We start from the raw sequence: 26,590 nt of genomic DNA on the forward strand, positions 1-26,590 counted from the left end.
CAATTGAGTTCCCATGCTCATCAGTGGATGCCCAGTACCAGGGTGATGAGGTAGCGGATGACCTGGTCCGCGGCGAAGAAGAAGATCGAGGCCAGCGCCACCATCACGAACACCATGATGGTCGTGATGGTCGTCTCGCGGCGCGTCGGCCAGGTGACCTTGGCGGTCTCCGAGCGCACTTCCTGCAGGAATTTGAACGGGCTGAAAGCCATCGTGAGATCCGCGTCCGTCTCCGGACGATTTGCAACGTTTCAAGGAATCCGAACAGCCGACCTTGCGGACCCAGCCCTCGTTTGGAAGGTTGAGCCGATAAACGAGCTCGAATGTTCGGGGAATTAGGCCGCGCCGGATATCCGCGATCAAAGCGGGCCGGCTGCGAGTGTCGGGTATCTACTGCGAGACCGGCCAAAGGTCAAGGTCGGCGGGGTCGCGCCCCACCCCGGCCGCGCCCGCGGCGGATCGGAACGGGGCCCCTCGAATCAAGGACTTAGGCTGATGGTACGAGGTCCGTTGCCCCGGCCGCCCACCGCGGCGACCGGGTGGATCACCCGGCGAAGCTCTTCTGGACCGCCTGGTCCAGCGTGGCGCCGCCGACATAGCGCTGGCGCAGTTCGCGTTTGAGCAGCTTGCCGCTCGGGTTCTTCGGCAGGCTGTCGACGAAGATGACCCGCTTCGGCACCTTGAAATGGGCCATCGACGCCGCGCAGTGCTTGATCACGGCCTCGGCGTCGAGGTTCTCGCCCGCCTTGGCCACCACGATCGCGGTCACCGCCTCGATCCATCGCGGGTCGGGCAGCCCGACCACCGCGACCTCCGACACCGCAGGCAGCCGGTAGATCATCTCCTCGACCTCGCGGCTTGCGACATTCTCGCCGCCGCTCTTGATCATGTCCTTCACGCGATCGACGACCGTGATGTAGCCGTCGGCATCGACGGTCGCGAGATCGCCGGAATGAAACCAGCCGCCGGCAAATGCCGCCGCAGTCTTGACCGGATCGTTGTGGTAGCCGGACAAGAGATGCGGCGAGCGGTGCACGATCTCGCCGACCTCTCCCACCGTGACGTCGGTCATATCCGGCTTGACCACCCGCGTCTCGACATTGATCGCGGGCTTGCCGGCCGAGCCGGCCTTCGGCAGCTGGTGCTCCGGCGCCAGCACGGTCGCGAGCGGCGCGATCTCGGTCTGGCCGTAGAAATTCCAGAATTTTACGTCGGGCAGCCGGCGCTGCAATTCGAGCAGCACTTCGACCGGCATGATCGAGGCGCCGTAATAGCCCTTGCGCAAGGACGACAGGTCGGTGCGATCGAACGCGCCCGAGCGCAGCATCGCGATCCAGATCGTCGGCGGCGCGAAGAACGCATTGATCTTGTGGGCCGCGATCAGCGCCAGGACATTGTCGGGCACCGGCTTGCCGGTAATGAGACTGGTGGCGCCGAGATAGATCGCGGGCCCCAGGAAGACGTCGAGCTGCGCGCAATGATACAGCGGCAGCGCGTGCAGCACGGTGTCGTCGGTCGCCATGCCGCCGTCGATGATGCAGCTGACATACTGCCACATCACCGCTTCATGGGTGAGGACCGCGCCTTTCGGCAGCGACTCCGTGCCGCTGGTGTAGATGATCTGCGCGGGATCGCGGCTGTCGACCGCGGCATCCGGCGCCGAGGCGTCGCTGTGCAGCAGGCTGTCGAACGTCGTGATGCCCTCGGGCGCGGTGGCCGGGTCTTCGCCCGGCAGCCAGATCAGGGTTTCGACCGCCGAGCCCTTGGCGGCCGCCGCGTGCGCGGTCTCCACGAAATCGGGGCCGACCGCGAGCAGCTTCGCGCCGGAATTCGCGAGGATGAAATTGATCTCGTCGGGATTGAGCATGAAATTGATCGGCACCAGGATCGCGCCGATCCGCGCCACCGCGAAGCGCAGCGCGGCGAAGCCATGCGAATTGCGCGACAGCACCGCAACACGGTCGCTTTTCGCAATGCCAAGGGCGATCAAGCCGCGCCCGAGCCGATTGCAGATCGCGTCCATCTCCGCAAAGGTCCAGCTCACCTCGCCGCAGATCAGCGCGGTCTTGTTGGGGTAGCGCTTGGCAGACCGGCGCAACAGATCGCCGATGCTGTGCTCGCGAGCGCGCTGGATCGTTGCTGCGATGTCTCCGCTCATTTGTCCCTCCCGAATGTGCTTTTTGTCGTTGTCTTGTCTTCGCCGCGCCGTCGCTATTGCCGGGCGGCGTAGGCGTGTTCCATGTAGGTGTGCTCGACCGAGCGATCGAGCGAGGCGATCTTCTCGAAGCCGCGCCGCCAGTCCTGCAAATGCCGCCGGGTCCACAGCACGCCGGCCTCCTTGTCGCGCCGCGTGATCGCATCGAGGATGTGGCGATGCGCCTCGACGAGGCGCGCGCCGCCCTCCGGCACACCGCCGACAATCATCTCGGTGGTCGGAAAGAACAGCTGCGCGGCAGGCTCGCGGGCGAGTTGCAGCACGCGGTTCTGTGAGGCCTTGGCCATCAGCACGTGGAATTCCGCATCGAGCTCGGCGAGATCGGCGGGATTGCCGGCCACCGCAGCGCTGCGCTCGAGATTGCCGGCGAGTTCGGCGATGTTCGCCTCGGTCGCACGCTCCACCGCGCCCTCGACGCTCGCGACCTCCAGCGTCATCGACGTCTCGAACAATTCGCGGAACGTCACCTCGTGCAGGATCAGCGCGCGGGACAGCCGCGTGGCGAGCTTGTTGTAGCGCGGCAGGCAGGCCTGCAAGCGGCGGCTGGAATCGCGGCGGATCAGCCCGCCCTCCTCGAGCACGCGAATGCCTTCGCGCACCGTCGAGCGGTTGACGCCGAACTGCGCGACCAGTTGCTGCTCGGTGCCAATCGGCTCGCCCGGCTTGATCCGGCCGTTGACGATCTCGCGTTCGATCGCGTCCGCGACCTTCTGATAGGCCGGCGCGACATCGATGCGCCGGAACAGCGGCGTGGCGGACACCCTTGGCTCCCGATTGTCGTTTGTCGGACAAAGGATAGGCGAAGGCATCTATAGCGTCAAATCGGCTATCGTTGGCCGGATTGTCGCACCCGCCCGGCACGAATTGACACCGGAACCGGGCAAATCTAGCTTTGTCGGACAAACCGATAAGAACATCCTGGGGAGGTGCATCACCATGAAATCCATCGTCACGAGTCTGTCCGCCGCCGGCCTGATCGCCGCCGTGCTGGCGGGGCCCGCGCTCGCGCAGCAGACGCCGCTCAAGATCGGCGTGCTGACCGATTTCCAGTCGGTCTATTCGGACATCGGCGGCGCCGGGAACGTCGAGGCCACCAAGATGGCGATCGAGGAGTTCGGCGGCAGCATGTTCGGCAAGCCGATCGAGCTCGTCACCGCCGACGCCCTCAACAAGGCCGACGTCGCCGCCACCATTACCCGCAAATGGTACGAGGCCGAGAATGTCGACATGATCATCGACATGCCGACTTCGGCGACGGCGCTCGCCGGCATGGAGATGTCGAAGCAGTTCGAGAAGATCATGATCGTGACGGATGCGGCGAGCTCCGACATCACCGGCAAGTCCTGTTCGCCCTACACGCTGCACTGGACCTACGACACCTACGCCAACGCCCACACCGTCGGCAGCGCGATCGTGAAGAACGGCGGCGACAGCTGGTTCTTCATCACCGCCGACTACGTGTTCGGCCACTCGATCGAGCGCGACACCGGCGAAGTGGTCCGCGCCGCCGGCGGCAAGGTGCTCGGCAGCGCCCGGCATCCGCTCAACACGCCGGACTTCTCCTCCTTCCTGCTGCAGGCGCAGTCGTCGAAGGCCAAGATCGTCGGCCTCGCCAATGGCGGCGGCGATACCATCAACGCGATCAAGCAGGCCGCCGAATTCGGCATCGTCGCGGGCGGACAGAATCTCGCCGGCATCGTGATGTTCATCTCGGACATCCACAGCCTCGGGCTGAAGCTCGCGCAGGGCCTGATCGTCACCGAGGCCTACTACTGGGATCTCAACGACCGCACCCGCGCCTTCGGCAAGCGCTTCTTCGAGCGCATGAAGCGGATGCCGACCATGAACCAGGCCGCGACCTACAGCGCCACCCTGCACTACCTCAACGCAGTGAAGGCCGCCGGCACCAAGGACACCAAGCCGGTGCTGGCGAAAATGCGCGCGACCCCGGTGCGCGACGCCTTCACCGACAACGGCGTGGTGCGCGAGGACGGCCGCATGGTGCACTCGATGTTCCTGTTCGAGGTCAAGAAGCCCGAGGAATCGAAGGCGCCGTGGGATTACTACAAGGTGCTCGCCGAGGTGCCCGGCGACCAGGCGTTCCGGCCGATGAAGGACGGCGGCTGTCCGCTCATCAAGTGAGTGAATACAATCATGGCCGGGGTCCAGGACCTCGGCCAACACATTCAAATAATTGGGTAAAAGCTGACAGAAAAGCTGGCAGGAGTGGCAGGGCTCGAACCTGCGACCCCCGGTTTTGGAGACCGGTGCTCTACCAATTGAGCTACACTCCTGCAGGGAACCAGCGTCGCCGCCGGTTCGCGCCGTTTCAAGCACAGGGCATGGCCGGTTTGCAAGGGCGAAGCGGTGAAGCTTCTGTTCATTGCAAAACTTCTGCGCCAGACTTCGGCCATCACTCCACGTCGGCGCTCCGCCGCAAGAATCAAGAACCCGGGAGAGACCATGAACGCCCAGACCGCCACCAAGCACGCCGCCAGCCAAACCACCCCGTCCCTCCCCCTCGCCAAACCCGAATCGATCGGGCTGTCGAGCGCGCGGCTGCAGGCGCTGTCCGACACCTTCAAGCGCGAAGTCGACAAGGGAACCGCACCCGGCTTCACGGTGCTGGTGGCGCGGCGCGGCCAGATCGGCTGGTTCGATGCGATCGGCCGGCAAAGCCCGACCGCCGCAGCCCCGATGACGCATGACACCATCTTCCGCATCTTCTCGATGACCAAGCCGATCGTCTCGGTCGGCATCATGATGCTGCTGGAGGACGGCCACTTCCTGCTCAACGATCCCGTCGCGAAATTCATCCCCGAATTCGCCGAGACCAAGGTCGGCGTCGAGCACAACGGCAAGCTCGAGCTGGTACCCGTGCAGCGGCAGATGACGATCCAGGACCTGCTGCGCCACACCTCCGGCTTGACCTACGACCACACCGGCAACGGGCCGGTGCAGCAGCTCTACCAGCAGTCGCGGCTGCGTAGCCGCAAGATCACCAATGCCGAGCACGCCACCATGCTCGCCGGCATGCCGCTGATCTGCCAGCCCGGCGCGGAGTGGAACTACAGCCGCTCCACCGACATCCTCGGCCGCATCATCGAAGTCGTCAGCGGCAAGACGCTCGGCGAGTTCCTCGCTGAGCGCATCCTTTCGCCGCTGCAGATGAACGAGACCGCCTTCCACACGCCGGAGGCCAATGCCGGCCGCCTCGCCGAGGCGTTTGCGAACGATCCCTGGACCAACGAGAAGGTGCAGCTGTTCAACATGCTGGAGAAGCCGGCGATGGAATCCGGCGGCGGCGGACTGGTGTCGACCACGATGGACTATGCGCGCTTCGCGCAGATGCTGCTCAACGGCGGCTCGCTCGACGGTGTCAGGATCATCGGCCGCAAGACGCTCGAATTCATGGCCTCCGATCACCTCGGCGCCGGCGTCAAGGTCCAGGGCACGCTGGTGTCGCCCGGCCACAGCTTCGGCCTCGGCTTCGCCGTGCGCATGCAGCAGGGCATCGCGCCGTTCTCCGGCTCGGTCGGCCAATACTTCTGGAGCGGCATGGCCGGCACGTTCTTCTGGATCGACCCGAGCGAAGACCTGATCGCGGTCTTCATGATGCAGGGTCCGGGCCAGCGCGAATATACCCGCTCGCTGGTGCGCAACGGCGTGTACGCGGCGGTGGAGTAGCCCGTCATTCCGGGGCGCGCGCAAGCGCGAACCCGGAATCTCGCTCAACAACCTCGTCATTCCGGGTTCAGCCCTGCGGGCTGCCCCGGAATGACGAGTAATGTTCAGCTGATCGTCGCGCCGCCGTCGATCACGATGGTCTGGCCGGTGAGGAAGTCGCCGGCGCGCGAGCCCATCAACACTGCGGCGCCCGCGATCTCGTCAGGCACGCCGATGCGCAGCAGCGGCGAGCGCGCGGTCGAGGCCTTCAGCGTGTCCGGATTGTCCCACAGCGCCTTGGCGAAATCAGTCTTGATCAGGCCGGGCGCGATGCAGTTCACGCGGATATTGTGCTTGCCATATTCGCAGGCGAGGTTGCGCGCGAGCTGCATATCGGCGGCCTTCGAGATCGCGTAGGCGCCGAGCACGGTCGAGCCCTTGAGGCCGCCGATCGAGGACACGATGATGATGGAGCCGTCCTTGCGCTCGATCATCTGCGGCACCACCATCGAGATCAGCCAGTTGTTGGCGACGATGTTGTTGTCGAGGATCTTGCGGAACTGATCGTCGGAGATGCCGGCAAGCGGACCGTAATACGGGTTCGACGCCGCGTTGCAGACCAGCACGTCGATCTTGCCGAAGGCGCGATTGCTCTCGTCGACCAGATTTTGCAGGTTTTCCTTCGACGAGATGTTGGCGGCGATCGCGACCGCGGTGCCCTTGCCGAACTTGCCGTTGATGTCGCCCGCGACCTGCTCGCAGACGTCGGCCTTGCGCGAGGAGATCACGACCTTGGCGCCGTGCTCGGCCATGCGCTCGGCAATGGCGAGCCCGATGCCGCGCGTCGAGCCGGTGATGACGGCGACTTTTCCCTTCATGTCGAACAAGGTCATGTTTCTCTCCCTGATGTAAGGCGTTTGAATTCTGTGTTCAGCTTAGGCAGCGTTCCGGTGTTGCGATAGCAGCAATCACGCAAGCTTGCTCGCCGGCCGGACTTCAGGTCCGGACGGCTGATGCATCGCGGCGTGCCTGGGATCGGCGATCCAGGGCTGCTGGTTCACCATCGGCAGCCGCCAGGTCGACAGGCCGATGCCTGCGATGTGATCGAGCCGCGTCACCGAGACATTGTCGATGTCGAACGACAGTCCCCTATCCGGCTGGCCGCCGAGCGCGAGACCGACCGCAGCCCGGATCACGCCGCCATGCCCGACCGCGATGATGTTCTTGCCCGGCTCAGCAGCCGTGATCCGCACGATCGTGCGGCAGACCCGTGTGTAGAGATCCATGAAGCTCTCGCCGCCGGGTGCGGGCTCGTTGACGTCGGCAAACCAGCTTCTGCCGGGGGGCTGGCTCGCGAGCAGTGCGGCGCGGTTCATGCCCTGCCACTGGCCGAGATGCTGTTCGGCGAAGTCGCGTTCCTGCGTCATGTTGGCCGGCTTCGGAAAACCGGCGGCCCAGATCGCTTCCGCGGTCTTGTGCGTGCGCTTCAGATTGCTCGAATACCAGACCGCATCGCGCGGCAGCATCTTGGCGACTGCCTCGAACACTTCGATGTCGCCGGTGTCGCAGTCGATGTCTTCTTGCCCGTAGATGTTGCCGCCGTCGCTGCGCACCGGCGCGTGGCGAACCCACCACCACCGCGTCACCGTCACGTTAGGCTTGTCTGGATTGGACATCGGATGAGCCCTTCAATACTGTCCCGTCTCGCTGTACGTCACGCCGCACATCGTCTCAAGTGCTTCGGACGTTTGAAATTTTGTTTGAATTCCGTCGCGCGGCAGACGCGCCACGGACCATGTGAACAGGGAGAAAAACCATGGGCCGCCTCGAAGGCAAATCCGTCATCATCACCGGCGCCGGAAGCGGCATCGGCCGCGCCGCCTCGCTGCTGTTCACCAAGGAAGGCGCCAAGCTGATCGCGGTCGATCGCACCGAGGGCGTCAACGAGACCGCCAAGCTGGTTCGCGATGCCGGCGGCACCGTCGAAGCCGTCACCGCCGATGCGGGATCGGAGAGCGACGTGAAGGCCTTCATCGAGAAGGCGGTTTCGAAGTACGGCAAGCTCGACGCGATCTGGGCCAATGCGGGTGTCAGCGGCGGCCTCGTGCCGCTCGCCGACCAGACCGTGGAGCACTGGCAGGAAGTGCTGCGCATCAATCTGATCGGACCCTTCCTCGCGATCAAGCATTCGATCCCGCACATGACCAAGCAGGGCTCCGGCTCGATCATCTGCACCGCGTCGGTCGCAGGCCTGAAGGCCGGCGCCAGCGGACATCCCTATGGCGCGAGCAAGGCCGGCGTGATCAGCCTGGTGCAGACCACGGCCTACTCGCTCTCCGGCACCGGCGTGCGCATCAACGCGGTCTGCCCGGGCCTGATCGAGACCGGCATGACCAAGCCGGTGTTCGATCGCGCCAAGGAGCGCGGCACCCAGGACAAGATCGGCCAGCTCAATCCGCTGAAGCGCCCCGGCCAGCCGCACGAACTCGCCGCGATGGGATTGTTCCTGGCAAGCGACGAGGCGTCCTACGTCAACGGCCAGGCCATCCCGGTCGACGGCGGCCTCACCGCGTCGATGCCGTATACGGGCAAGCCGATTTAGCAACGGCATTCTCCGTTCGCGGTGCTGCATGTTCGTATGACGCAACGGCGGCACCACATCCACAACTGTCGTCCCTGCGAAAGCAGGGACCCATAGCCACAGGGTTGCGCTGTTGGAAACAGGCATTGGCCCCAGCGTCACGCAACAATTCCCGTTTGTGGTAATGGGTCCCGGCCTTCGCCGGGACGACATCGAATTTGTTGCGACGTCGAGAGTCAAACATCCGACGTGCGGGATTGACAGACTTTAGCTGAGTTGCCCGTCGCTTCGAATAGGCAACACCGGCCGGCGCAACCTTGCACGCCCTACCTCGGCAACAAGCTCCGCTGCCTCACCAACGAATAGTCCACCTGGGCCAGCAGCCGATCCTCGATCTGCCCGACCATCAGGCCATGCTTGGCATGGGTGACCCGCTTGATCTCGCTCCATTCGGGATCGGCCATGAATGCCGCCCACTGCGCGATCTTGGTCGCCTCGTCGGGCCATTCGAGCAAATACACGAACTCGGTGCGGTCATCGAATTTCGTCTCCCACATGCTTGCGAATTTGAACCCGTAACGCCCCGTCATGATCCGCGCCGCGTGATCGCGGAACCGGGCGTGAAACGCGGCTTTGTTGTTTTCGAAGATTTCGTAGATGCGCAATTGCTGGACCATCGCCATCTCCCCGTCGTTACATGGGGCGACGGACGTCGACCCGCAATAACGTCCGGCAGCGGCCCGAATATTGCTTGGCCCCGGCAGGCAAACCAGCTGTTATACTTTGCTGGCAGGATCGCCGGCACATCAGCAATTCCTTGCACACTCCCTCGCACACGAACAGGCAATGCAAAATCAACGCCCCGACCGTATCCGCAAGCTCTTGGCCGACCTCGTCGCGTTCGACACCATAAGCGACCGCAGCAACCTGCCCCTGATCGACTACATCGAGCGCTACCTCGCCTCGCTTGGCGTCAGCGGACAGCGCATCGTCGATGACACCGGACGGAAATCCTCGTTGTGGGTCACGATCGGCCCCGAGGACAAGGCCGGGCTGGTTCTGTCGGGGCATACCGATGTCGTGCCGGTTGCGGGACAGGACTGGAGCCACAACCCGTTCGAGCTCGTCGAGCGTGACGGGCGGCTGTACGGCCGCGGCACCACCGACATGAAGGGCTTTGTCGCGGTCTGTCTCGCGATGGTTCCGGAAATGCTCGCGGCCGATCTGAAGACGCCGATCAATCTTGCGATCTCCTATGACGAGGAGATCGGTTGCGTCGGCGTGCGCCCGATGCTGCGCGACGTCGCACGCAAGCCGATCAAGCCGCTCGGCTGCTTCGTCGGCGAGCCGACGCAGATGCAGGTGATCATCGGCCACAAGGGCAAGCACGGCGTGCGCGCCACGTTCCGCGGGCTCGCCCGCCACTCCTCGATCGCGCCTGATGGCGTCAACGCCATCGAATACGGGGCCGATCTGATCACCGAAATCCGCCGCCGCGCCGCGCTGCTGGCCGCGGATGCCGAACGAGACAGCCTCTACGACGTGCCGCACTCGACCCTGCTCACCAGCATCGTGCATGGCGGCGCCGCGCTGAACATCGTGCCCGACAGTTGCGTGGTGGAATTCGAATGCCGCGGCATCGGCATCACCGAGTCCCGGCAGGTGACGGACGCGATCATCGCCTGGGCGAAGGCCGAGATCGAGCCTGACATGCGCAAGCGGCATCCGGAGTGCGGCATCGATTTCGAGGAAATCCTCGACTACCCCGCGCTCGACACCGCGGCGGATGCGCCGATCGTCACGCTCGCCAAGCAGCTCGCCGGCCGCAACGACCACGCCAAGGTCGCGTTCGGCACCGAGGCCAGCCTGTTCGTCAGCATGGCCGATGTGCCGTCGGTGGTGGTGGGTCCCGGCGCTATCGCGCAGGCGCACACGCCGGATGAATTCGTCGAGATGTCGCAGCTCGAGGCTTGCGGAGAATTCGTCGCGCGGCTGATCGCGCATTGCGCGAAGTGATACTCTGCTGCGTAAGGCGTGAAACAGGAACCCGGGACCATGTCGACCGAGAAAGAACGTCAGCAAGGCGGAGTGGCGGAAACCTTCCGCGTGGCCGTGCAGGCGCTGCTCATCGCGCTGGTCATCCGCACCTTCCTGTTCCAGTCCTTCAACATTCCGTCGGAGTCGATGGAATCGACGTTGCTGGTCGGTGACTACCTTTTTCTCTCGAAATACAGCTACGGATACACGCACTACTCCCTGCCCTTCTCGCCGCCGCTGTTCTCCGGCCGCATCTTCGGCTCCGAACCCAGGCCGGGCGACGTCGTGGTGTTCCGGCTGCCGAGCGACGACTCCGTTGATTTCATCAAGCGCGTGATCGGCCTGCCCGGCGATCGCATTCAAATGATCGACGGGCAGCTGTACATCAACGGCACCGCGGTCAAGCGCGAGCGGGTCGATGACTATGTCGATCGCGACGAGGGGCCGCGCCCGGTCCGCGTCAAGCGTTGGCACGAGACCCTGGCGAATGGGGTCAGCTACGACACGCTCGATCGCATCGAGCGTTCCGAATACGACAACACGCCGGTCTACGTGGTGCCGCCGGGGCATTTCTTCGCGATGGGCGACAACCGCGACAACTCGGCCGACAGCCGCGTGCCGCCCGCGCGCGGCGGCGTCGGCTACGTGCCGTTCGAGAACCTCATCGGGCAAGCCAAGGTGATCTTTTTCTCGATCGGCAATGACGCGCCGGCATGGCAAGTGTGGCACTGGCCGTCCTCGGTGCGCTGGAACCGGCTGTTCACCGGCATTCACTGATGTTCAGTTCGTAGGGCGGGTTAGCCGAAGGCGTAACCCGCCGCCTCGCGCGCGTGCACAGGACGGCAGCGGGAACAGTTCCCCGGGGTATTGCTTCGCTCCCGAGCTACGCACTCTGTTCCGGGTACCCCAGGATCGTCTTGAGCAATTTGGGAAAGCGCGCATTGATATCGGCTTCGCGCACCACGTTGCGATGCTCGACGCCTTTTTTCGAGGTTTGAATCAAGCCGGCTTCGCGCAGGACGCGGAAGTGGTTCGACAGAGTCGATTTGGCCATGCCAGGGCACGGCGCCGCGGCCGTGCACGACATGCAATCGCCCTGCTCGAGCAGGCCCCTGACGATCTTCAACCGCATCGGGTCCGCGAGTGCTGCCAGCACTCCGGCCAATGTGATGTCCTCACGCGACGGGTGAACGAACTGCACCATCACGAAATATATAGCGCTGCCCTTGAACAGCTTCAATAGTTCACTATTACTGAACTATTGAACGACAGCGCATCCGCGCGGGCAATGGAGAACAAGATGAGCAAAAGACTCGAGGGCAAAGTGGCGCTGGTAACCGGCGCGTCAAAGGGGATCGGCGCCGAGATCGCAATCCGCCTGGCTGCGGAGGGTGCCGCGGTTGGCGTCAACTACAGCGCCAGCAAACAGGCCGCCGAGCGTGTCGTGGATGCGGTCACCAGCAAGGGCGGCAAAGCCGTCGCCGTCCACGGCAATCTCACTGACCCCGGACAGGTGAAGTCGGTGGTGGCCGAGACCGTCAAGGCGTTTGGTCCGATCGATATCCTGGTCAACAATGCTGGCCTCTACGAGTTCGCGCCGCTGGATGGCATCACTGCCGAGCACTTCCATAAGCATTTCGATCTCAATGTGCTGGGCCTGCTGCTGGTTTCGCAGGAAGCCGCGCGGCACTTCAATGCGGCAGGTGGCAGCATCATCAATATTAGCTCCGGCGTATCGACGATCGCGCCGCCGAACACCGCCGTCTATACTGCGACCAAAGCCGCGGTGGATGCGATCTCCTCGGTGCTGTCGAAGGAACTGGCGCCGCGCAAGATCCGCGTCAACACCGTCAACCCCGGCATGATCGCTACCGAAGGCGTCGTTTCCGCCGGCCTTGCCGAAGGCGACATGCGCAAGTGGATCGAATCCACCACGCCGCTGGCACGGATCGGCAAGGTCGAGGAGATCGCAGCCGCTGTGGCTTTCTTCGCCTCGAACGATGCCTCCTATATCACCGGCGAAACGTTGCACGTGACGGGCGGTCTTCACTGAGGCGGTTGTTTTCGCCATGCCCGGGTATCGGGCCTTGAACCTGCGATAGCCGTAGGGCGGATGACGCTGCGCGAATCCGCCCTACAAATCTTCACAACCCGTCCGGCGGCAGGCCCGGCCCCGTCGCGGCCGGGCGGAGCTTGTCGCGCTTGCGCTCGCGGTAGAAGGCATAGAGGCCGGAGGCGACGATGATCGCGGCGCCCGCGAGCATCTGGACATCGGGCCTGTGGCCGAAGGCGAGATAGCCGAGCAGCATCGCCCACAGCAATGCGGAGTAACGGAACGGCGCCACCGCCGAGATGTCGCCCGTGCGCAGCGACACGATGATGCATTGATAGCCGATCAGGATCAGCACCGCGGCCAGCACGAGGAGGCCGAGGGCGTGGCCCGACGGCGGCTTCCAGCCGCCAAGCGGGACCAGAACGGCAGCGCCGGCCGTCGTGACCGTCACGGTGGTGAGCAGCGTGATGAACACGGTCGGCAGCGCTTTCGGGATGCGGCGGGTGGCGAGATCGCGCACCGCGCAGAAGCCGACCGACGCCAGCGCCAGAAGCGAGGCCTGGCTGAAGCCCTCCGCTCCCGGCCGCACGATGACCAGCACGCCGATGAAGCCGGCGGCGATCGCAAGCCAGCGCCGCCAGCCGACCGGCTCGCCGAACACCAGCGCAGCGCCCAGCGTGATGACCAGCGGCAGCGCCTGGAAGATCGCCGACGCATTGGCGAGCGGGATCTGCGAAATCGCCGAGAGATAGGTCAGCGTGCCGCCGATCTCGCCCATCACGCGCAGTCCGACCGGCCAGATCAGCAGCGCGCCAAAGCTGCGCAGCGCGTCACGATACCAGGCGAGTGCCGCGACCAGTACCATCGCGACCAGGCCGCGGACCAGCAGGATCTCCCCGATGTTGAGCTCCGCCGACACCGCCTTGGTGACGGCGTCGTTGGCCGTGAAGCTGGCCATGGCCGCAGCCATGAACAGGCTGCCGCGAAGATTCGAGGAAAGGGCCAAGGTGAAAGTGTCCGATCAGGACCAGGGCGGGCGTTGACCGGACTGACTTGCCAAAGCGGCGCAGCGAACTCAAGTCACAGATGGCTACAATGCGGAAACATGCCGCAGCTCGCAGAAGCGGCGCGAACCCTGGGGGATCGCGCCGCGTTTCTCGGATCAGGTTGCGCCGGCCTTCTGCGCGTATTCCCAGGACGCCTGCGACAGCGGCACGGTGCGCTTGGCCGATTCGAGGGCCTTGGCATTCGCGGCGGTGCCGTCGCGAACGCGGCCCGCAATGCCCTGCGTGATGCCGGCGAGGCGGAACAGGTTGTAGGAGAAGTACCAGTTCAGATCCGGCACAGCCATGCCGGTGACGTCGCAGTAGATCTGCGCGGCCTCGTCCTGGCTCGGAATGTTCAACGCCTTGAGGTCGGCATTGGCGAGGCCCGGCATGGTCCACTGCATCAACAGATAGGTGAAGTCGGCCATGGGATCGCCGAGCGTCGACAATTCCCAGTCGAGCACCGCCCGCACCCGCGGCTCGGTGGCGTGGAAGATCATGTTGTCGAGGCGATAGTCGCCGTGCACGACCGAGACGCGCTTCTGCTCCGGCACGGTCCTCGGCAGCCACTCCGCGAGCTTCTCGAATTCGGGAATGTGCTGCGTCTCGGAGGCGCGATACTGCTTGGTCCAGCGGTCGACCTGGCGCGCAAAATAATTCCCGGGCTTGCCGAAATCGCCGAGGCCGATCTTTTCGGGATCGAGCATGTGCAGCTTCGCCAGCGTCTCGATCTTGCTGGTGAAGATCTTGCGGCGCGCGTCGGGCTCCTGGCTCGGCAGCGTCGGATCCCAGAACACCCGCCCCTCCTCCATCGACATGATGTAGAAGGCCGAGCCGATCACCGCATCGTCGGTGCACAGCGCGTAGGCTTTCGCGACCGGGAAATTCTGCTTGCCGAGCGCCGCGATGACGCGGAACTCGCGATCCACCGCATGGGCCGACGGCAACAATTTACCGAACGGACGGCGGCGCATCACATAGTTGCGGCCGGGGGTTTCGAGCTTGTAGGTCGGGTTGGACTGGCCACCCTTGAACTGCAGGACCTTGAGCGGGCCCTGATAGCCCTCGACGTGTTCCTGCATCCAGGCCGCGAGGTTCGCCTCGTTGATACGATGGCGCTCCTCGACTTCCCTTGTGCCGGAAAATTCTTCGTCTTTCCTGACGCCGTCCGCCACGATGACGCTCCCTCAATTCAGTTTTTTCGGGAGCGCCGTCGGACGCTCCTTCAATCAGGCTGGCACGCCAGCCTGATTTCTCTTTTTCATTCTGAGCACGATGTCAGCGCGAACGCCATGCGTTCCGCGTCATGCTCAGTGCGACGTGTTTGCATACTTCCGAAGTTCAAGTCTGGCAATGGCGCGATTGTGCACCTCGTCCGGACCGTCCGCCAGGCGAAGCGTGCGGATGTGGGCATAGGCCTTCGCGAGCCCGGCCTCGTCGGAGACGCCGCCGCCGCCAAACGCCTGGATCGCCTGGTCGATGATCTTCAGCGCCATGTTCGGAGCTGCGACCTTGATCATCGCGATCTCGGCCTGCGCGGTCTTGTTGCCGACCTTGTCCATCATGTCGGCGGCCTTCAGGCACAGCAGGCGGTTCATCTCGATATCGGTGCGGGCCTCGCCGATGCGCTGCTCCCAGACCGAGTGCTCGATGATCTTCTTGCCGAACGCGGTGCGCGAGGCGAGCCGCTTCACCATCTTCTCCAGCGCTTCCTCGGCTTGGCCGATCGTGCGCATGCAGTGATGGATGCGGCCCGGGCCGAGACGGCCCTGCGCGATCTCGAAGCCGCGGCCCTCGCCGAGCAGGATGTTCTCCTTCGGCACGCGGACGTTTTCGAGCAGCACCTGGGCGTGGCCGTGGGGTGCGTCGTCGAAGCCGAACACCGGCAGCATCTTCTCGACCTTGATGCCGGGGGTGTCGAGCGGCACCAGGATCTGCGACTGCTGCTGATGCTTGGCGGCGTTGAAGTCGGTCTTACCCATCAGGATCGCGACCTTGCAACGGGGATCGCCGACGCCCGACGACCACCATTTGCGGCCGTTGATGACGTAGTGATCGCCGTCCTTCTCGATGCGGGTCTCGATGTTGGTGGCGTCAGAGGAAGCAACCGCCGGCTCGGTCATCAGGAAGGCGGAACGGATCTCGCCGTCCATCAGCGGGCGCAGCCATTTGCGCTTCTGCTCCTTGGTGCCGTAGCGGATGAACACCTCCATGTTGCCGGTATCGGGGGCGGAGCAATTGAACACTTCCGAGGCCCAGGAGATGCGGCCCATCTCTTCCGACAGCAGCGCGTATTCGAGGTTGCTCAATCCCGCGCCGTGGAATTCGTCATCCTCGTGCGAGGACGGCGGCATGAACATGTTCCAGAGGCCCTCGGCCTTCGCCTTCTTCTTCAGATCCTCGAGGATCGGGATCACCTTCCAGCGCGGGCCTTCGGCGTCCTGCTTGTCGTAGATCGGCACGGCGGGGCGGACATGCGTTTTCATGAAAGCCTGAACGCGCTCAAGCCATTCCTTCTGCCTGGCCGACATCGTGAAATCCATGGGACGCTCCTCGTTTCCTAGACTTGGGCTTTGGACCTGGGCCACCGACCTGGCCGTGAACTTGGGCCTTGAACTCGGGTCTTGGCCGTTTGGGCAACATTGTTGACCCCGCCTCCGCGGCCCGCAAGGGCGTTCGCGGAAACGGCGGCGGTGGTGTGCCAGAACGCCGCCCCGCGATCAGCGGATTGACATTTCCGGCTCTTCAAACGATAGTTTCATACAAATGTTTGAAATGCAACTCCCCGTCGTCTTCGTCATTCCCCGGCGCACCGCGGAATAACGGAAAGGCTCAAGACCATGGCCAGCGACCAGACCCGATCCGCCATTCTCGCCGCCGCCGAGCGGCTCTATGCCGACCGCGGCTTCGGCGACGTCACGCTGCGCGACATCGTCGCGGAGGCGAACGTCAACCTCGCGGCGGTGAACTATCATTTCGGCTCCAAGGACGAATTGATCGCGGAGCTGTTCGTCACCCGCAGCATCCAGACCAACCGCGAACGTCTCAATGAATTGAAGGCGGCGGAGGAAAATGGTGGCGGCCGCGCCTCGATCGAGGACATCATGCGCTCCCTCGTCGGCCCCACTTTGCGCGGCTGCCTCGGGCCCGATCGCGAGGGTTCGACCGCGGCGCGTTTCATGATCCGCGCCTCGATCGAATCCGTGCCGCCGATCCGCCGCATCAAGAACCGCGAGGTCGATCATTTGCGCAAATTCGCCGCGGCGATGCGCCGCGCGATGCCGGGCCGGGACGACACCGAACTGTATTGGGGCCTGCACTTCGCGCTCGCGATGGCGCACCACACCATCCGCGAGAAGGAACGCCTGCTGCGGCTGTCGGAAGGCAAATGCGATCTCGACGACGTCCGCGCCATCATCGATCGCGTGGTCACGGTCTCGGTGATGGCGCTGACGATGGGCGACGTGCCGAGCAAGCCGGCGCTGCGGCCGGTCGTGGTGCACGGCCGGCTGACGCGCCAGGATCTGTAAGGGGCCCTGCCCTCAAGCGCGATTTTCCATCGCGCTTTCGTTTTCTTCTGAGCACGATCCGCGCAAACGCCTTGCGTTTGTCGCGACGGAAAACCGCTTCACACTTTTCCTGATCGTGCCCTACACCATCGCGATGCAGTCGATCTCGATGTCGAACGGCCCGGTCCATTCCGGGATGCAGACGAAGATCCGCGCCGGCAAATCATCGGCGAAATAGCTCCGGTAGATCGCGTTGAAGGTCGCGAAGTGCTTTGCCGAGGTGCAGAAGATGTTGCACTTCATCACGTTGTCGAACGACGCGCCGGCCGCCTCGAGGCACTGCCTGAGTTGCTCCATCACCAGCTCGCTCTGCCGCTCGATCGAGGCGCCGGCGGCGATCTCGCCGGTTGCCGGATCGAACGGCGGCAGGCCGGAGACGAAGATCATGTTGCCGGCGCGCGTGACTGCCGACGCCGGCGCCTTCCAGCGCTCCAGCCAGCTTGAGATCGGTTCGACGCGGACCACTTCCCGTTTCATGATTGGCACCTTCGATAGGGATCGATGGCGCCAATCTAGCAGGCTCGTGTCAATGATGATTCGATACAGGTCGAAGTGTTGTAGCCGACCAAACAGCCCTCTCCCCGTCATCCTGAGGAGCGCGAAGCGCGTCTCGAAGGATGCGCGGCCCGGCTGGTGGCCGATTCATCCTTCGAGGCTCGCTCCGCTCGCACCTCAGGATGACGGGAAGAGTGGACCGCCCGCGGCTCCGAAGTCAGCGTTACAGAATCCCCTGCGCCTTCAGTCCTTCGACCTTGGCTTCGTCATAGCCGATCGTCGCCAGCACGTCCTTGGTGTCGGCCCCGAGCAGCGGCGGGGCACGGTAGTCGGTGATCGGCGTGCCCGAGAAGGTCAGCGCGTTGCGGATCAGCGACAGGTTGGGCTCGAAGGGATGATCGACCTTGACCCGCATGCCGCGCGACTGCACATGCGGATCGTTGAACACCTGCTCGAAATTGTTGATCGGGCCGGACGGCACGCCCGCCTCCTCGAGCTTGTCCAGCCAGTAGGCGACCGGATGCTTCAGGAACAGGCCGGCGAAGATCGCCATGATCTCCTTGCCGTGCACGACGCGGTCGTTGTTCTTGACGAAGCGCTTGTCGTTGGCGAGCTCGGGCTCGCCGAGCACGGCGCAGGTGCGCTGGAACTGGCCGTCATTGCCGACCACCAGCATCAGCTCGCCGTCGGTGCAGCGGAACACGCCGGCCGGCATGCCGCCATTGCCCCAGGTGCCGCGGCGCGGCGGCATGTTGCCGTTGACGAGGTAGATCTGCAGCCAGTGCGACAGCGAGGCGATCACCGTATCGAACAGGCAGACGTCGACATGCTGCCCTTCGCCGTTGTTGGCGTCGCGATGGTACAGCGCCGAAAGGATTCCGATCGAGGTGTTCATGCCGGTCATGTAGTCGACGATCGAGGGGCCGACCTTCATCGGGCCCGCGCCGGGCTCGCCGTCGATATGGCCGGTGACGCTCATCAGGCCGCCCATCGCCTGCAGGATCGCGTCATAGCCGGCGCGCGTGGCGTAGGGACCGGTCTGGCCGAAGCCGGTCACCGAACAATAGATGATGCCGGGGTTGAGCTGCTTGATTGTGTCGTAGTCGAGGCCGTAGCGCTTGAGATCGCCGACCTTGTAGTTCTCCATCATCACGTCGACCGACTTGGCGAGCTCGCGGATGATCGCCTGCCCTTCGGGCTTGGCGATATTGACGGTGACCGACTTCTTGTTGCGGTTGGCGCAGAGGTAGAACGAGTTGTTGTTGTTCGCCTTGCCTTCGGGATCGGCGAGGTAAGGCGGGCCAAAGGCGCGGGCGTCGTCGCCGCCGCCGGGCCGCTCGATCTTGATCACCTCGGCGCCGAGATCCGCCAGCATCTGGGCCGACAGCGGGCCCGCGAGCACCCGCGTCAGGTCGAGAATCTTGATGCCCGAAAGTGGCAGAGCCGACATGAACGTTCCTCCGATATCCTTAGAAAATCTTGATTGTGTGGCGCCGGACCGTGTCCTGGGCGCGCCAGAGCTTGCGGATACACCATTTTGCTGCCGCGAGCACTGCATTGTCGGCATGAAGCCATCCGCGTGTGGCGCAGCGGCGGGGGTCCCTCGGGAGCCGGCCGCGAGGATCGGGCCGATTGCCGCCACGCGAAATTGTGAAGTTGGCCGACACCGATTTGCCCCAGCGTCAGCGGTACTTTACCGCGACGAGGAGGACATCATGCGGACATTCACGACGGCCGGGCTGCTGATGCTGCTTGCAGCCGCAATGCCGCCGGCGGATGCGCGCGGTGGCCACGGCCATGGCGGCGGCTCGCACGGCATGCATGCCGGCGGCGTAAGTCGCGGTGGCGGATTTGCCGCCGACAAACGCCACGCCGACGACCCCTACACCAAGGCAGCCTCCGAAGAGGAAGACCGCCTGCTCAACAACAAGCTGAAGAGCATCTGCCGCGGCTGCTAAAGCGTGTCGTGATAATTCCGCAATGGGCCAGCGGCGGCAGCAAACCTGGTTCACGTCCAGCGAAGCCGCGCCAGGATCGCGCGGCCCATGATCCAGTCCTTGTCGCTTTCGGTGAGGAACGGAAGCTCCTCTGTGAATTGCGTCACGCGCTGCCGGTAGGTGGCCCGGGCGAATGAATTGGTGACATCGGTTCCCCAGTGGCAGCGCTCCGGTCCGTAGGCGTCGAATAGGCGGTGGATATGCGGGATCACGTCACGGAATGGATATGGCTCAGTCGAAATCAGCGGGACTGACGACAACTTCACCGACACATTGGCATACTTTGCGAGCGCGACCGCCTGGGCAATAGCTTCCGGCACCGCGTTGCTGCTTGTGGAATCCGATGAATCATGACGAGGGCGTAGGCCCGCGCCGACGCCCATGTGGTCGATGATGAGCGTCAGTTGCGGGTGTCGCTCGGCGATGCGGGCGAACAGCGATGTCTGGCCCGACGTCAGAAACATCACAGGCAGGCGGGCCTTCTCCGCCGCCGGCCAGAACCAGTCCGCGGTTCCGTCGGTCAACCACGCCGCTTCGCCGGGGCCGAAGTTCAACCTCACACCCAGCACGCCGGGCTGGTCGCGCCAGGTCGCAAGCCGTGCCGCGCGGTCGGGCTTGTCGAGGGCGACACGCGCCATGATGGCGAAGCGGCCGGGGTACCGTTTGACCGCCTCTTGGGCATAGTCGATGCGCTCGCCTTCGAGCGACACTGGCGGAACGATGACGACGCGGTCGACGCCAGCCACGTCCATCAGCGGAATTATTCGCTCAATGGTGAAGGGCTCCGGTAGCTGCGGTTTGGCACCGGGGAGCCAGGGTCTTTCCGGCGTGCTCGCGGGCCACAGGTGAACCTGCGAATCAACGATCACTCGCTTTTGCTGCGCGACTGTTGCCGGCACGTACTGCATTGACAGCGCGACACCGGTCGCGACCATGCCGGTCAGAAAATGACGGCGTGAAGGCATGTGATGTCCTTCCTGTTCTATCGTTTTGGTCGCGACATGATGGTGATCGCAGAGGTGACAGCAAACTGGCTCGCAATATTGAAAGATCACATCAGAAATTGCGATCATAGAAATGGGGTTCAAAGGTCAATTGCGTCGCAACAACCTTGAACCGCGCGTGTCCCGGTTGGGTCTTGGCTGTGTAAAAACGCGAAGACGCTCAATCGCGATAGAAGAAGTTATTCGTCCAAGACCCCTATGGTCGCCCAACTCGCAAGCGAATTCAACTTAGAAGTCGAACTGAAAAATTTCATTCGCGTCGCGTTTCGATTTTTTGAGTTTTTACACAGCCAGGGTCAAGGCCGGACGCACTCAAGGTGAGTATGACGAATCTGCTTATGGGCGGATAGCGCCCCAATTGCACGGCTTGCGCTTCGCCCTGGCGCCGCCGCGACGCCCGGAGACTCAGGACGCGATTGCCTGCCGCGGCTGCGCGGTGGCGCCGATCAGCTTGCCGATCTCGGGCTTGCAGCCGCCGCAATTGGTGCCGGCCTTCAGGCAGCGGCCGATCGCCTCGACACTGTCAGCGCCCTTCCTGATCTCGGCGGTGATCTGGTGCCGTCCGACGCTGAAGCAGGAGCAGACGATCGGCCCGACATCCTCGCCGGCGCCGAACGGCCGCCCGGCCAGCAGCGCCATCCGCGCATTGGCCGACAATTGTTGCTCCGCGAACAACCCGGCGAGCCACGCCCGCGACGGCAGCGCGTGATCGGGCGCGATGAACACGCAGCCCTCGAGCCGGCCGTCGCGCACCGCCGCGTAGCGGAAACGGCCCGCGGCCGGATCGCGATAGGCGATCCATTCGATCTCGACGCCCTCGAGGCCGAGCTGTGCCCGTGCCCAGTCGCGCCAGCTCTCCGGGCGGACGTCGAGCGCAAGCTCCAGCCGCGTGCAATCGCCGGCCTTGCCGTAAACCCAGTAGCCGCTCGCAGGGCGTTTGATCGCATCACGGCTCAGGATGAAGGCGTGCCATTTCGGCGCGTAGGGATCGGCCTTGACCGGCGTGTGCTTCGACTCCGGCTGGCCGGACAGCGGATCGACCGCCGGATTGACCAGCGCGTTGACGCGCCCCTCGCCGGCAAATTCCTCGTTCCAGTGCATCGGCACGAACACGCAGCCGCGGCGCTGGTCGGCGCTGACCACGACGCGCGCGATCATCTCGCCCCAGCTGCTGGTCAGCCGCACCAGCCCTTCATTTTGCAGGCCGGCCTGCCGCGCATCCTCGGGGTGAAACTCGGCATAGGGCTCGAAGATATGCGACAGCAGCCGTCCGGTTTTCCCGGTCCGGGTCATGGTGTGCCACTGATCTCTGATACGGCCGGTGTTGAGCACCAGCGGAAAGTCGCGGCTGGTCGCATGCCGCGCCGCGCGCGGCGCGACCGGCACGAAGCGCGCCTTGCGGTCGGGCGTGAAGAATTTCTGGCTCTCGAACATCCGCGGCGTGCCGGCCGGATGCTCCGATGTCACCGGCCACTGCACCGGCGCCAGCGCGTCATAGGCGCCGTCATCGAGCGCAGCCAGCGCCGAGATGTCGAAATCGCGCTGGCCGTTATTCTCGAAGCCCGACAATTCGGCATGCTCGCGGAACACCTCTGCGGCTGACGCGTAATCGAAGCCGGAATAGCCCATGCGGGCGGCGACGTCGCAGATGATGCGCCAGTCGGCGCGCGCCTCGCCGGGCGCGGCGAGGAACGGCCGCTGCCGCGAGATCCGGCGCTCGGAATTGGTGACGGTGCCGTCCTTCTCGCCCCACGCCAGCGCCGGCAGCAGCACGTCGGCGTGACGCGTGGTGTCGGTGTCGCGCATGCAATCTGTCACCACAACGAGCTCGCAGGCGTCGAGCGCGGCGCGCGCACGGTCGGCATCAGGTAGGCTCACCACCGGATTGGTGGAGATGATCCACACCGCCTTGATGCGGCCGTCGGCGATCGCATCGAACATGTCGACCGCCTTCAGCCCGCCCTTCTCCGCAATCACAGGCGCACGCCAGAACCGCTGCACCAGCTCGCGATGCGCGGGGTTCTCGAGCTCCATATGCGCGGCAAGCTGGTTGGCGAGCCCGCCGACCTCGCGGCCGCCCATCGCGTTGGGCTGCCCGGTCAGCGAGAACGGCCCCATGCCGGGACGGCCGATGCGCCCGGTCAACAGATGGCAATTGATGATGGCGTTGACCTTGTCGACGCCGCTCGACGACTGGTTGATGCCCTGCGAATACAGCGTGACGACGCGCTCGGTCCGGGTGAACCAGTCGAAGAACAGCCCGACCGCGCCTTCGCTCAGCCCACACGTTGCAGCGGTCTGCGCCAGGGTCTGGCCGGCCACCTGCTTGAGGGCGTGGACGATCCCCGTCGTGCAATTGCCGACAAAGCCGCGATCGACCGCGTTGCTGCCGGCCAGAAACGCGAACAGCCCGTTGAACAGCACGGAGTCGCTGCCCGAGCGCAGCGGCAGATGCAGATCGGCGCCCTCGCAGGTCGCGGTGCGGCGCGGATCGATCACTACGATCTTGCACGCCGGGTTCTTCTCCTTCGCCGCCAGCATGCGCTGGTGCAGGATCGGATGGCACCATGCGGCGTTGGAGCCGACCAGCACCAGCAGGTCGGCCTGCTCGAGATCCTCGTAACAGCCTGGCACGGTGTCGCTGCCGAAGGCACGCTTGTGCCCCGCGACGCTGGACGCCATGCACAGCCGCGAATTGGTGTCGATATTGGCGGTGCCGACAAAGCCCTTGGCGAGCTTGTTGATGACGTAATAGTCCTCGGTCAGGAGCTGGCCGGAGACATAGAACGCGACCGCGTCGGGCCCGTGCTCGCGGATGATCCGGCCAAAGCCATCGGCGACACGATCGAGCGCGTCATCCCAGCCCGCCGGCGCGCCGTCGACGACAGGCTCGAGCAGACGCCCGTCGAGATCGATGGTCTCGGCGAGCGCCGAGCCCTTGCTGCAGAGCCGGCCGAAATTGGCCGGATGCTGCTTGTCTCCCTCGACCCGGACGGCGCCCGCCGCGTCCCTCGACGCGATGACGCCACAGCCGACACCGCAATAGGGACACGTGGTCTTGACGGACATGGCTGGCCGATCCTTGCCCGCTCAGCTCACCGCGGCCGCCTGCCGCACCGACAACCAGACAATGCCGTTCTCGACCTTGGCCAGATGAGTGTGCGTGCAGCCTTCATCGGGCGCGACCGCCTGCCCGCTCGCCAGTTCGATGACGAAATTATGCAGCGGACAGGTCACGCGCTTGTTGTGCACGATGCCTTGCGACAGCGGCCCGCCCTTGTGCGGGCAGCGGTCGTCGAGCGCGAACACCTCGTCGCTCTCGGTTCGGAACACCGCGATGTTGCCGGCCGGCGTGCGCACCACGCGCGAGCCGAGCCGCGGGATGTCGTCAAGCGCGCCGATTTCGATCCAGCTGGTCATGCGAGCTCCAATTCGGCGAGAGGCGCGAACTCGTTGCGGTCGACGCCGCGGCTGGCGCGCTCGGCCCACGGATCGGTCTGCGCGAACTGCTGCGAATGAGCAAAGCGGGCGAACAGCGCCTTGCGGTTCGCGATGTCGTCGACCACGCGCTTCCTGATCTGCTCGAGACCGACGCGGTCGCACCATTTGTACATGCGCTCCAGATACCAGCCCTCCTCACGATAGAGCTGGGTCAGCGCCACGATCACCTCGAGCGTCTCGTCCTCGGTCTCGACCTTGGTCAGGAACTCGGTCCCCTTGATGTGCAAGCCCGCGGCGCCGGCGAAATGGATCTCGTAGCCGGACTCGACGCAGACCACGCCGACGTCCTTGCAGGTCGCTTCCGCGCAGTTGCGCGGGCAGCCCGAGACGCCGAGCTTGACCTTGGCCGGCGTCCAGGAGCCCCACATGAACTTCTCGAGCTTGACGCCGAGGCCGGTGGAGTCCTGGGTGCCGAAGCGGCACCATTCCGAGCCGACGCAGGTCTTCACCGTGCGCAGGCCCTTGGCGTAGGCATGACCCGACACCATGCCGGCGTCGTTGAGATCGGCCCACACCGCCGGAAGGTCTTCCTTCTTCACGCCGAGCAGGTCGATGCGTTGGCCGCCGGTGACCTTCACCGTCGGGATGTTGAACTTCTCGGCGACGTCGGCGATGGCGCGCAGCTCGCTCGGCGTGGTGACGCCGCCCCACATCCGCGGCACCACCGAATAGGTGCCATCCTTCTGGATGTTGGCGTGGACGCGCTCGTTGATGAAGCGCGACTGCTGGTCGTCGCGATATTCGCCCGGCCAGGTCGCGAGCAGATAGTAATTGAGCGCCGGACGGCAGGAGTGACAGCCGTTGAGCGTCTTCCACTCCATGAAGCGCATGACGGCGGGAATGGTCTTGAGCTGCTGCTCGACGATGACGCGGCGAACGTCGTCGTGGCTGTGATCGGTGCATTTGCACAGCGGCTTGACCTTCGGCGCCGCCGAATAGTCGCCGCCGAGCGTGAACGCCAGCACCTGCTCGACCAGGCCGGTGCAGGAGCCGCAGGACGACGACGCCTTGGTATGGGCGCGGACGTCGTCGAGCGTGAACAGCTTCTTCTCGGAGATCGCCTTGACGATTGCGCCCTTGCAGACGCCGTTGCAGCCGCAGATCTCGGTCTCGTCGCTCATCGCGGCAACCGAGTTCTGCCCGTTGACGCCGCCGTCGCCCAGATTGGCGGCGCCGAACACCAGGCGCTCGCGCATATGCGAGACGTCGGTGCCGTCACGCAGATGCTGGAAGTACCAGGGGCCATCGATGGTGTCGCCATACAGCACGGCGCCGACGATCTTCTTGTCCTTCAGGATAATCCGCTTGTAGACGCCGCGGTTGGCGTCCTGCAGCACGATCTCCTCCTTGTCCGGCCCCGGCGCGAAGTCGCCGGCCGAAAACAGGTCGATGCCGGTGACCTTCAGCTTGGTCGAGGTGACCGAGCCGTCGTAGGTGGCAAAGCCCTTCATCGCGAGGTGGTTGGCGCAGACCTTGGCCTGGTCGAACAGCGGCGCGACGAGGCCGTAGGTCTGGCGGCGGTGCTGCACGCATTCGCCGACCGCATAGATGCGGCCGTCATAGGTCTGCATGGTGTCGGAGACGACAACGCCGCGTTCGCAGTAAAGCCCGGCCTTCTTGGCGAGCTCGAAGTTCGGGCGGATGCCGACCGCCATCACCACGAGATCGGCCGGCAGCTCGGTGCCGTCGCCGAAGCGCACGCCGGTGACGCGGTCCTCGCCCAGGATCGCCTGGGTCTGCGCCGGCATCTTGAACACCATGCCGCGCTCTTCCAGCGACTTGCGCAGCAGTCCGCCGGCCACCGGGTCGAGCTGGCGCTCCATCAAGGTGTCGAGCAGATGCACGACCGTGACGTTCATGCCGCGCTTCATCAACCCGTTGGCGGCTTCGAGACCCAAGAGGCCGCCGCCGATCACGACCGCGTTGCTATAGTCGGTCGAGGCCTTGATCATGCGATCGACATCATAGATGTCGCGGAAGCCGATCACGCCCGGCAGGTCCTTGCCCGGCAGCGGCAGCATGATCGGGTTTGAGCCGGTCGCGATCAACAGGCGGTCATAGGGCACGCGATCGCCGGCATCGGTGACGACTTCACAGGTGCGGCGATCGATCATGCTGATCGTCTCGCCCTTGCGCAGCGTGATGTTGTTGTCCTCGTACCAGTCGACGGTGTTGAGCATGATGTCGTCGACGGTCTTCTCGCCGGCGAGCACGGGCGACAGCAGGATGCGGTTGTAATTGCCGTACGGCTCGGAGCCGAACACCGTGATGTCGTAGAGATCGGGTGCGCGCTCGAGCAGCGCCTCCACCGTGCGGATGCCGGCCATCCCGTTGCCGATCACCACGAGCTTCTGCTTGGTCACTTTGTCGAGCATGGTCTGCCTTTCAATTCCGACGGCGCTACGCAGCGACGCGATGTGCGTCGT

Annotated in this window: 24 protein-coding genes and 1 tRNA gene; 8 read left to right on the forward strand and 17 right to left on the reverse strand. The window is 64.5% G+C overall.

What is annotated here, in order from left to right; genetic code table 11:
- Nucleotides 1-20: 20 nt before the first annotated feature.
- The 3 genes from secE to ACVIGB_RS11870 all read right to left on the reverse strand — a co-directional run bounded on the left by secE (nucleotide 21) and on the right by ACVIGB_RS11870 (nucleotide 2,976).
- Nucleotides 21-212 (reverse strand): preprotein translocase subunit SecE, encoded by a 192-nt coding sequence (secE, locus tag ACVIGB_RS11860; protein ID WP_092115004.1) that lies wholly within the window; start codon nucleotides 210-212, stop codon nucleotides 21-23.
- 332 nt (nucleotides 213-544) lie between these two features.
- On the reverse strand, nucleotides 545-2,158 hold the full coding sequence (locus ACVIGB_RS11865) for an acyl-CoA synthetase (protein WP_456722561.1): 1,614 nt from the start codon (nucleotides 2,156-2,158) through the stop codon (nucleotides 545-547).
- A gap of 53 nt (nucleotides 2,159-2,211) precedes the next feature.
- Nucleotides 2,212-2,976 carry a FadR/GntR family transcriptional regulator gene (locus ACVIGB_RS11870; protein WP_456722560.1) on the reverse strand — a complete coding sequence of 255 codons (765 nt, stop codon included), beginning with the start codon at nucleotides 2,974-2,976 and terminating at the stop codon, nucleotides 2,212-2,214.
- Between the two features lie 175 nt (nucleotides 2,977-3,151).
- On the opposite strand from ACVIGB_RS11870, the gene ACVIGB_RS11875 reads away from it, so the two are divergent.
- A complete protein-coding gene (locus tag ACVIGB_RS11875) occupies nucleotides 3,152-4,357 on the forward strand; it encodes an ABC transporter substrate-binding protein (RefSeq protein WP_456722559.1) in 1,206 nt (401 codons plus the stop codon).
- Nucleotides 4,358-4,433: 76 nt separating this feature from the next.
- Here the strand turns inward: ACVIGB_RS11875 and ACVIGB_RS11880 are convergent.
- Nucleotides 4,434-4,509, reverse strand: a tRNA-Trp gene (locus ACVIGB_RS11880).
- A 169-nt stretch (nucleotides 4,510-4,678) separates the two neighbouring features.
- Here ACVIGB_RS11880 and ACVIGB_RS11885 point away from each other — a divergent pair.
- Nucleotides 4,679-5,902 carry a serine hydrolase domain-containing protein gene (locus tag ACVIGB_RS11885; protein ID WP_456722558.1) on the forward strand — a complete coding sequence of 408 codons (1,224 nt, stop codon included), beginning with the start codon at nucleotides 4,679-4,681 and terminating at the stop codon, nucleotides 5,900-5,902.
- 104 nt (nucleotides 5,903-6,006) lie between these two features.
- Here ACVIGB_RS11885 and ACVIGB_RS11890 read toward each other — a convergent pair whose 3' ends face one another.
- Both ACVIGB_RS11890 and ACVIGB_RS11895 read right to left on the reverse strand, forming a co-directional pair.
- Nucleotides 6,007-6,774, reverse strand: a complete 768-nt coding sequence (locus ACVIGB_RS11890) for an SDR family NAD(P)-dependent oxidoreductase (RefSeq protein WP_092115009.1) — start codon at nucleotides 6,772-6,774, stop codon at nucleotides 6,007-6,009.
- A 75-nt stretch (nucleotides 6,775-6,849) separates the two neighbouring features.
- A complete protein-coding gene (locus ACVIGB_RS11895; protein WP_092115010.1) occupies nucleotides 6,850-7,557 on the reverse strand; it encodes a histidine phosphatase family protein in 708 nt (235 codons plus the stop codon).
- A 140-nt stretch (nucleotides 7,558-7,697) separates the two neighbouring features.
- Here ACVIGB_RS11895 and ACVIGB_RS11900 point away from each other — a divergent pair, with 140 nt between their 5' ends.
- A complete protein-coding gene (locus ACVIGB_RS11900; RefSeq protein ID WP_456722557.1) occupies nucleotides 7,698-8,483 on the forward strand; it encodes an SDR family NAD(P)-dependent oxidoreductase in 786 nt (261 codons plus the stop codon).
- Nucleotides 8,484-8,788: 305 nt separating this feature from the next.
- Here the strand turns inward: ACVIGB_RS11900 and ACVIGB_RS11905 are convergent, their stop codons facing one another.
- Entirely contained in the window at nucleotides 8,789-9,139 is a 351-nt protein-coding gene (locus tag ACVIGB_RS11905) for an NIPSNAP family protein (RefSeq protein WP_456722556.1), read from the reverse strand.
- Nucleotides 9,140-9,308: 169 nt separating this feature from the next.
- Between ACVIGB_RS11905 and argE the strand changes: the two genes are divergently transcribed.
- Nucleotides 9,309-10,478, forward strand: a complete 1,170-nt coding sequence (gene argE, locus ACVIGB_RS11910; protein ID WP_456722555.1) for an acetylornithine deacetylase — start codon at nucleotides 9,309-9,311, stop codon at nucleotides 10,476-10,478.
- A gap of 39 nt (nucleotides 10,479-10,517) precedes the next feature.
- Nucleotides 10,518-11,276: a signal peptidase I gene (gene lepB, locus ACVIGB_RS11915; protein WP_456722554.1), complete on the forward strand. Its 759-nt coding sequence runs from the start codon at nucleotides 10,518-10,520 to the stop codon at nucleotides 11,274-11,276.
- Nucleotides 11,277-11,382: 106 nt separating this feature from the next.
- On the opposite strand, the gene ACVIGB_RS11920 is transcribed toward lepB, so the two are convergent.
- Nucleotides 11,383-11,703: an ArsR/SmtB family transcription factor gene (locus ACVIGB_RS11920; protein WP_092125718.1), complete on the reverse strand. Its 321-nt coding sequence runs from the start codon at nucleotides 11,701-11,703 to the stop codon at nucleotides 11,383-11,385.
- 96 nt (nucleotides 11,704-11,799) lie between these two features.
- On the opposite strand from ACVIGB_RS11920, the gene ACVIGB_RS11925 reads away from it, so the two are divergent.
- Nucleotides 11,800-12,552, forward strand: a complete 753-nt coding sequence (locus tag ACVIGB_RS11925) for an SDR family NAD(P)-dependent oxidoreductase (RefSeq protein WP_456722553.1) — start codon at nucleotides 11,800-11,802, stop codon at nucleotides 12,550-12,552.
- Between the two features lie 91 nt (nucleotides 12,553-12,643).
- Here the strand turns inward: ACVIGB_RS11925 and ACVIGB_RS11930 are convergent, their stop codons facing one another.
- The 3 genes from ACVIGB_RS11930 to ACVIGB_RS11940 all read right to left on the reverse strand — a co-directional run bounded on the left by ACVIGB_RS11930 (nucleotide 12,644) and on the right by ACVIGB_RS11940 (nucleotide 16,141).
- A complete protein-coding gene (locus tag ACVIGB_RS11930) occupies nucleotides 12,644-13,558 on the reverse strand; it encodes a DMT family transporter (RefSeq protein ID WP_456722552.1) in 915 nt (304 codons plus the stop codon).
- A 156-nt stretch (nucleotides 13,559-13,714) separates the two neighbouring features.
- Nucleotides 13,715-14,773 carry a phosphotransferase family protein gene (locus ACVIGB_RS11935; RefSeq protein ID WP_456722551.1) on the reverse strand — a complete coding sequence of 353 codons (1,059 nt, stop codon included), beginning with the start codon at nucleotides 14,771-14,773 and terminating at the stop codon, nucleotides 13,715-13,717.
- A 135-nt stretch (nucleotides 14,774-14,908) separates the two neighbouring features.
- Nucleotides 14,909-16,141 (reverse strand): acyl-CoA dehydrogenase family protein, encoded by a 1,233-nt coding sequence (locus ACVIGB_RS11940; RefSeq protein ID WP_456722550.1) that lies wholly within the window; start codon nucleotides 16,139-16,141, stop codon nucleotides 14,909-14,911.
- A 297-nt stretch (nucleotides 16,142-16,438) separates the two neighbouring features.
- Here ACVIGB_RS11940 and ACVIGB_RS11945 point away from each other — a divergent pair, with 297 nt between their 5' ends.
- On the forward strand, nucleotides 16,439-17,128 hold the full coding sequence (locus ACVIGB_RS11945) for a TetR/AcrR family transcriptional regulator (protein WP_456749141.1): 690 nt from the start codon (nucleotides 16,439-16,441) through the stop codon (nucleotides 17,126-17,128).
- A gap of 120 nt (nucleotides 17,129-17,248) precedes the next feature.
- Here ACVIGB_RS11945 and ACVIGB_RS11950 read toward each other — a convergent pair whose 3' ends face one another.
- Together ACVIGB_RS11950 and ACVIGB_RS11955 are read right to left on the reverse strand one after the other, a co-directional pair.
- Nucleotides 17,249-17,644, reverse strand: coding sequence for a RidA family protein (locus ACVIGB_RS11950; protein ID WP_456722549.1), 396 nt, complete (start codon nucleotides 17,642-17,644; stop codon nucleotides 17,249-17,251).
- A gap of 241 nt (nucleotides 17,645-17,885) precedes the next feature.
- The gene (locus tag ACVIGB_RS11955; RefSeq protein WP_456722548.1) at nucleotides 17,886-19,112 is read right to left on the reverse strand and encodes a CaiB/BaiF CoA transferase family protein; all 1,227 of its coding nucleotides are present in this window, start codon (nucleotides 19,110-19,112) and stop codon (nucleotides 17,886-17,888) included.
- A gap of 265 nt (nucleotides 19,113-19,377) precedes the next feature.
- Here ACVIGB_RS11955 and ACVIGB_RS11960 point away from each other — a divergent pair, with 265 nt between their 5' ends.
- A complete protein-coding gene (locus tag ACVIGB_RS11960; RefSeq protein WP_456722547.1) occupies nucleotides 19,378-19,620 on the forward strand; it encodes a hypothetical protein in 243 nt (80 codons plus the stop codon).
- Between the two features lie 50 nt (nucleotides 19,621-19,670).
- On the opposite strand, the gene ACVIGB_RS11965 is transcribed toward ACVIGB_RS11960, so the two are convergent.
- The 4 genes from ACVIGB_RS11965 to nirB form a co-directional block, all read right to left on the reverse strand.
- Entirely contained in the window at nucleotides 19,671-20,594 is a 924-nt protein-coding gene (locus tag ACVIGB_RS11965) for an amidohydrolase family protein (protein WP_456722546.1), read from the reverse strand.
- A 474-nt stretch (nucleotides 20,595-21,068) separates the two neighbouring features.
- Nucleotides 21,069-23,732: a nitrate reductase gene (locus ACVIGB_RS11970; protein WP_456722545.1), complete on the reverse strand. Its 2,664-nt coding sequence runs from the start codon at nucleotides 23,730-23,732 to the stop codon at nucleotides 21,069-21,071.
- 21 nt (nucleotides 23,733-23,753) lie between these two features.
- Nucleotides 23,754-24,083, reverse strand: a complete 330-nt coding sequence (gene nirD, locus ACVIGB_RS11975; protein WP_456722544.1) for a nitrite reductase small subunit NirD — start codon at nucleotides 24,081-24,083, stop codon at nucleotides 23,754-23,756.
- Nucleotides 24,080-26,539 carry a nitrite reductase large subunit NirB gene (gene nirB / locus ACVIGB_RS11980; protein ID WP_456722543.1) on the reverse strand — a complete coding sequence of 820 codons (2,460 nt, stop codon included), beginning with the start codon at nucleotides 26,537-26,539 and terminating at the stop codon, nucleotides 24,080-24,082. Before nirB ends, nirD begins: the two co-directional genes overlap by 4 nt.
- Nucleotides 26,540-26,590 lie beyond the last annotated feature (51 nt).

The organism is Bradyrhizobium sp. USDA 4341 (genome assembly GCF_054063755.1).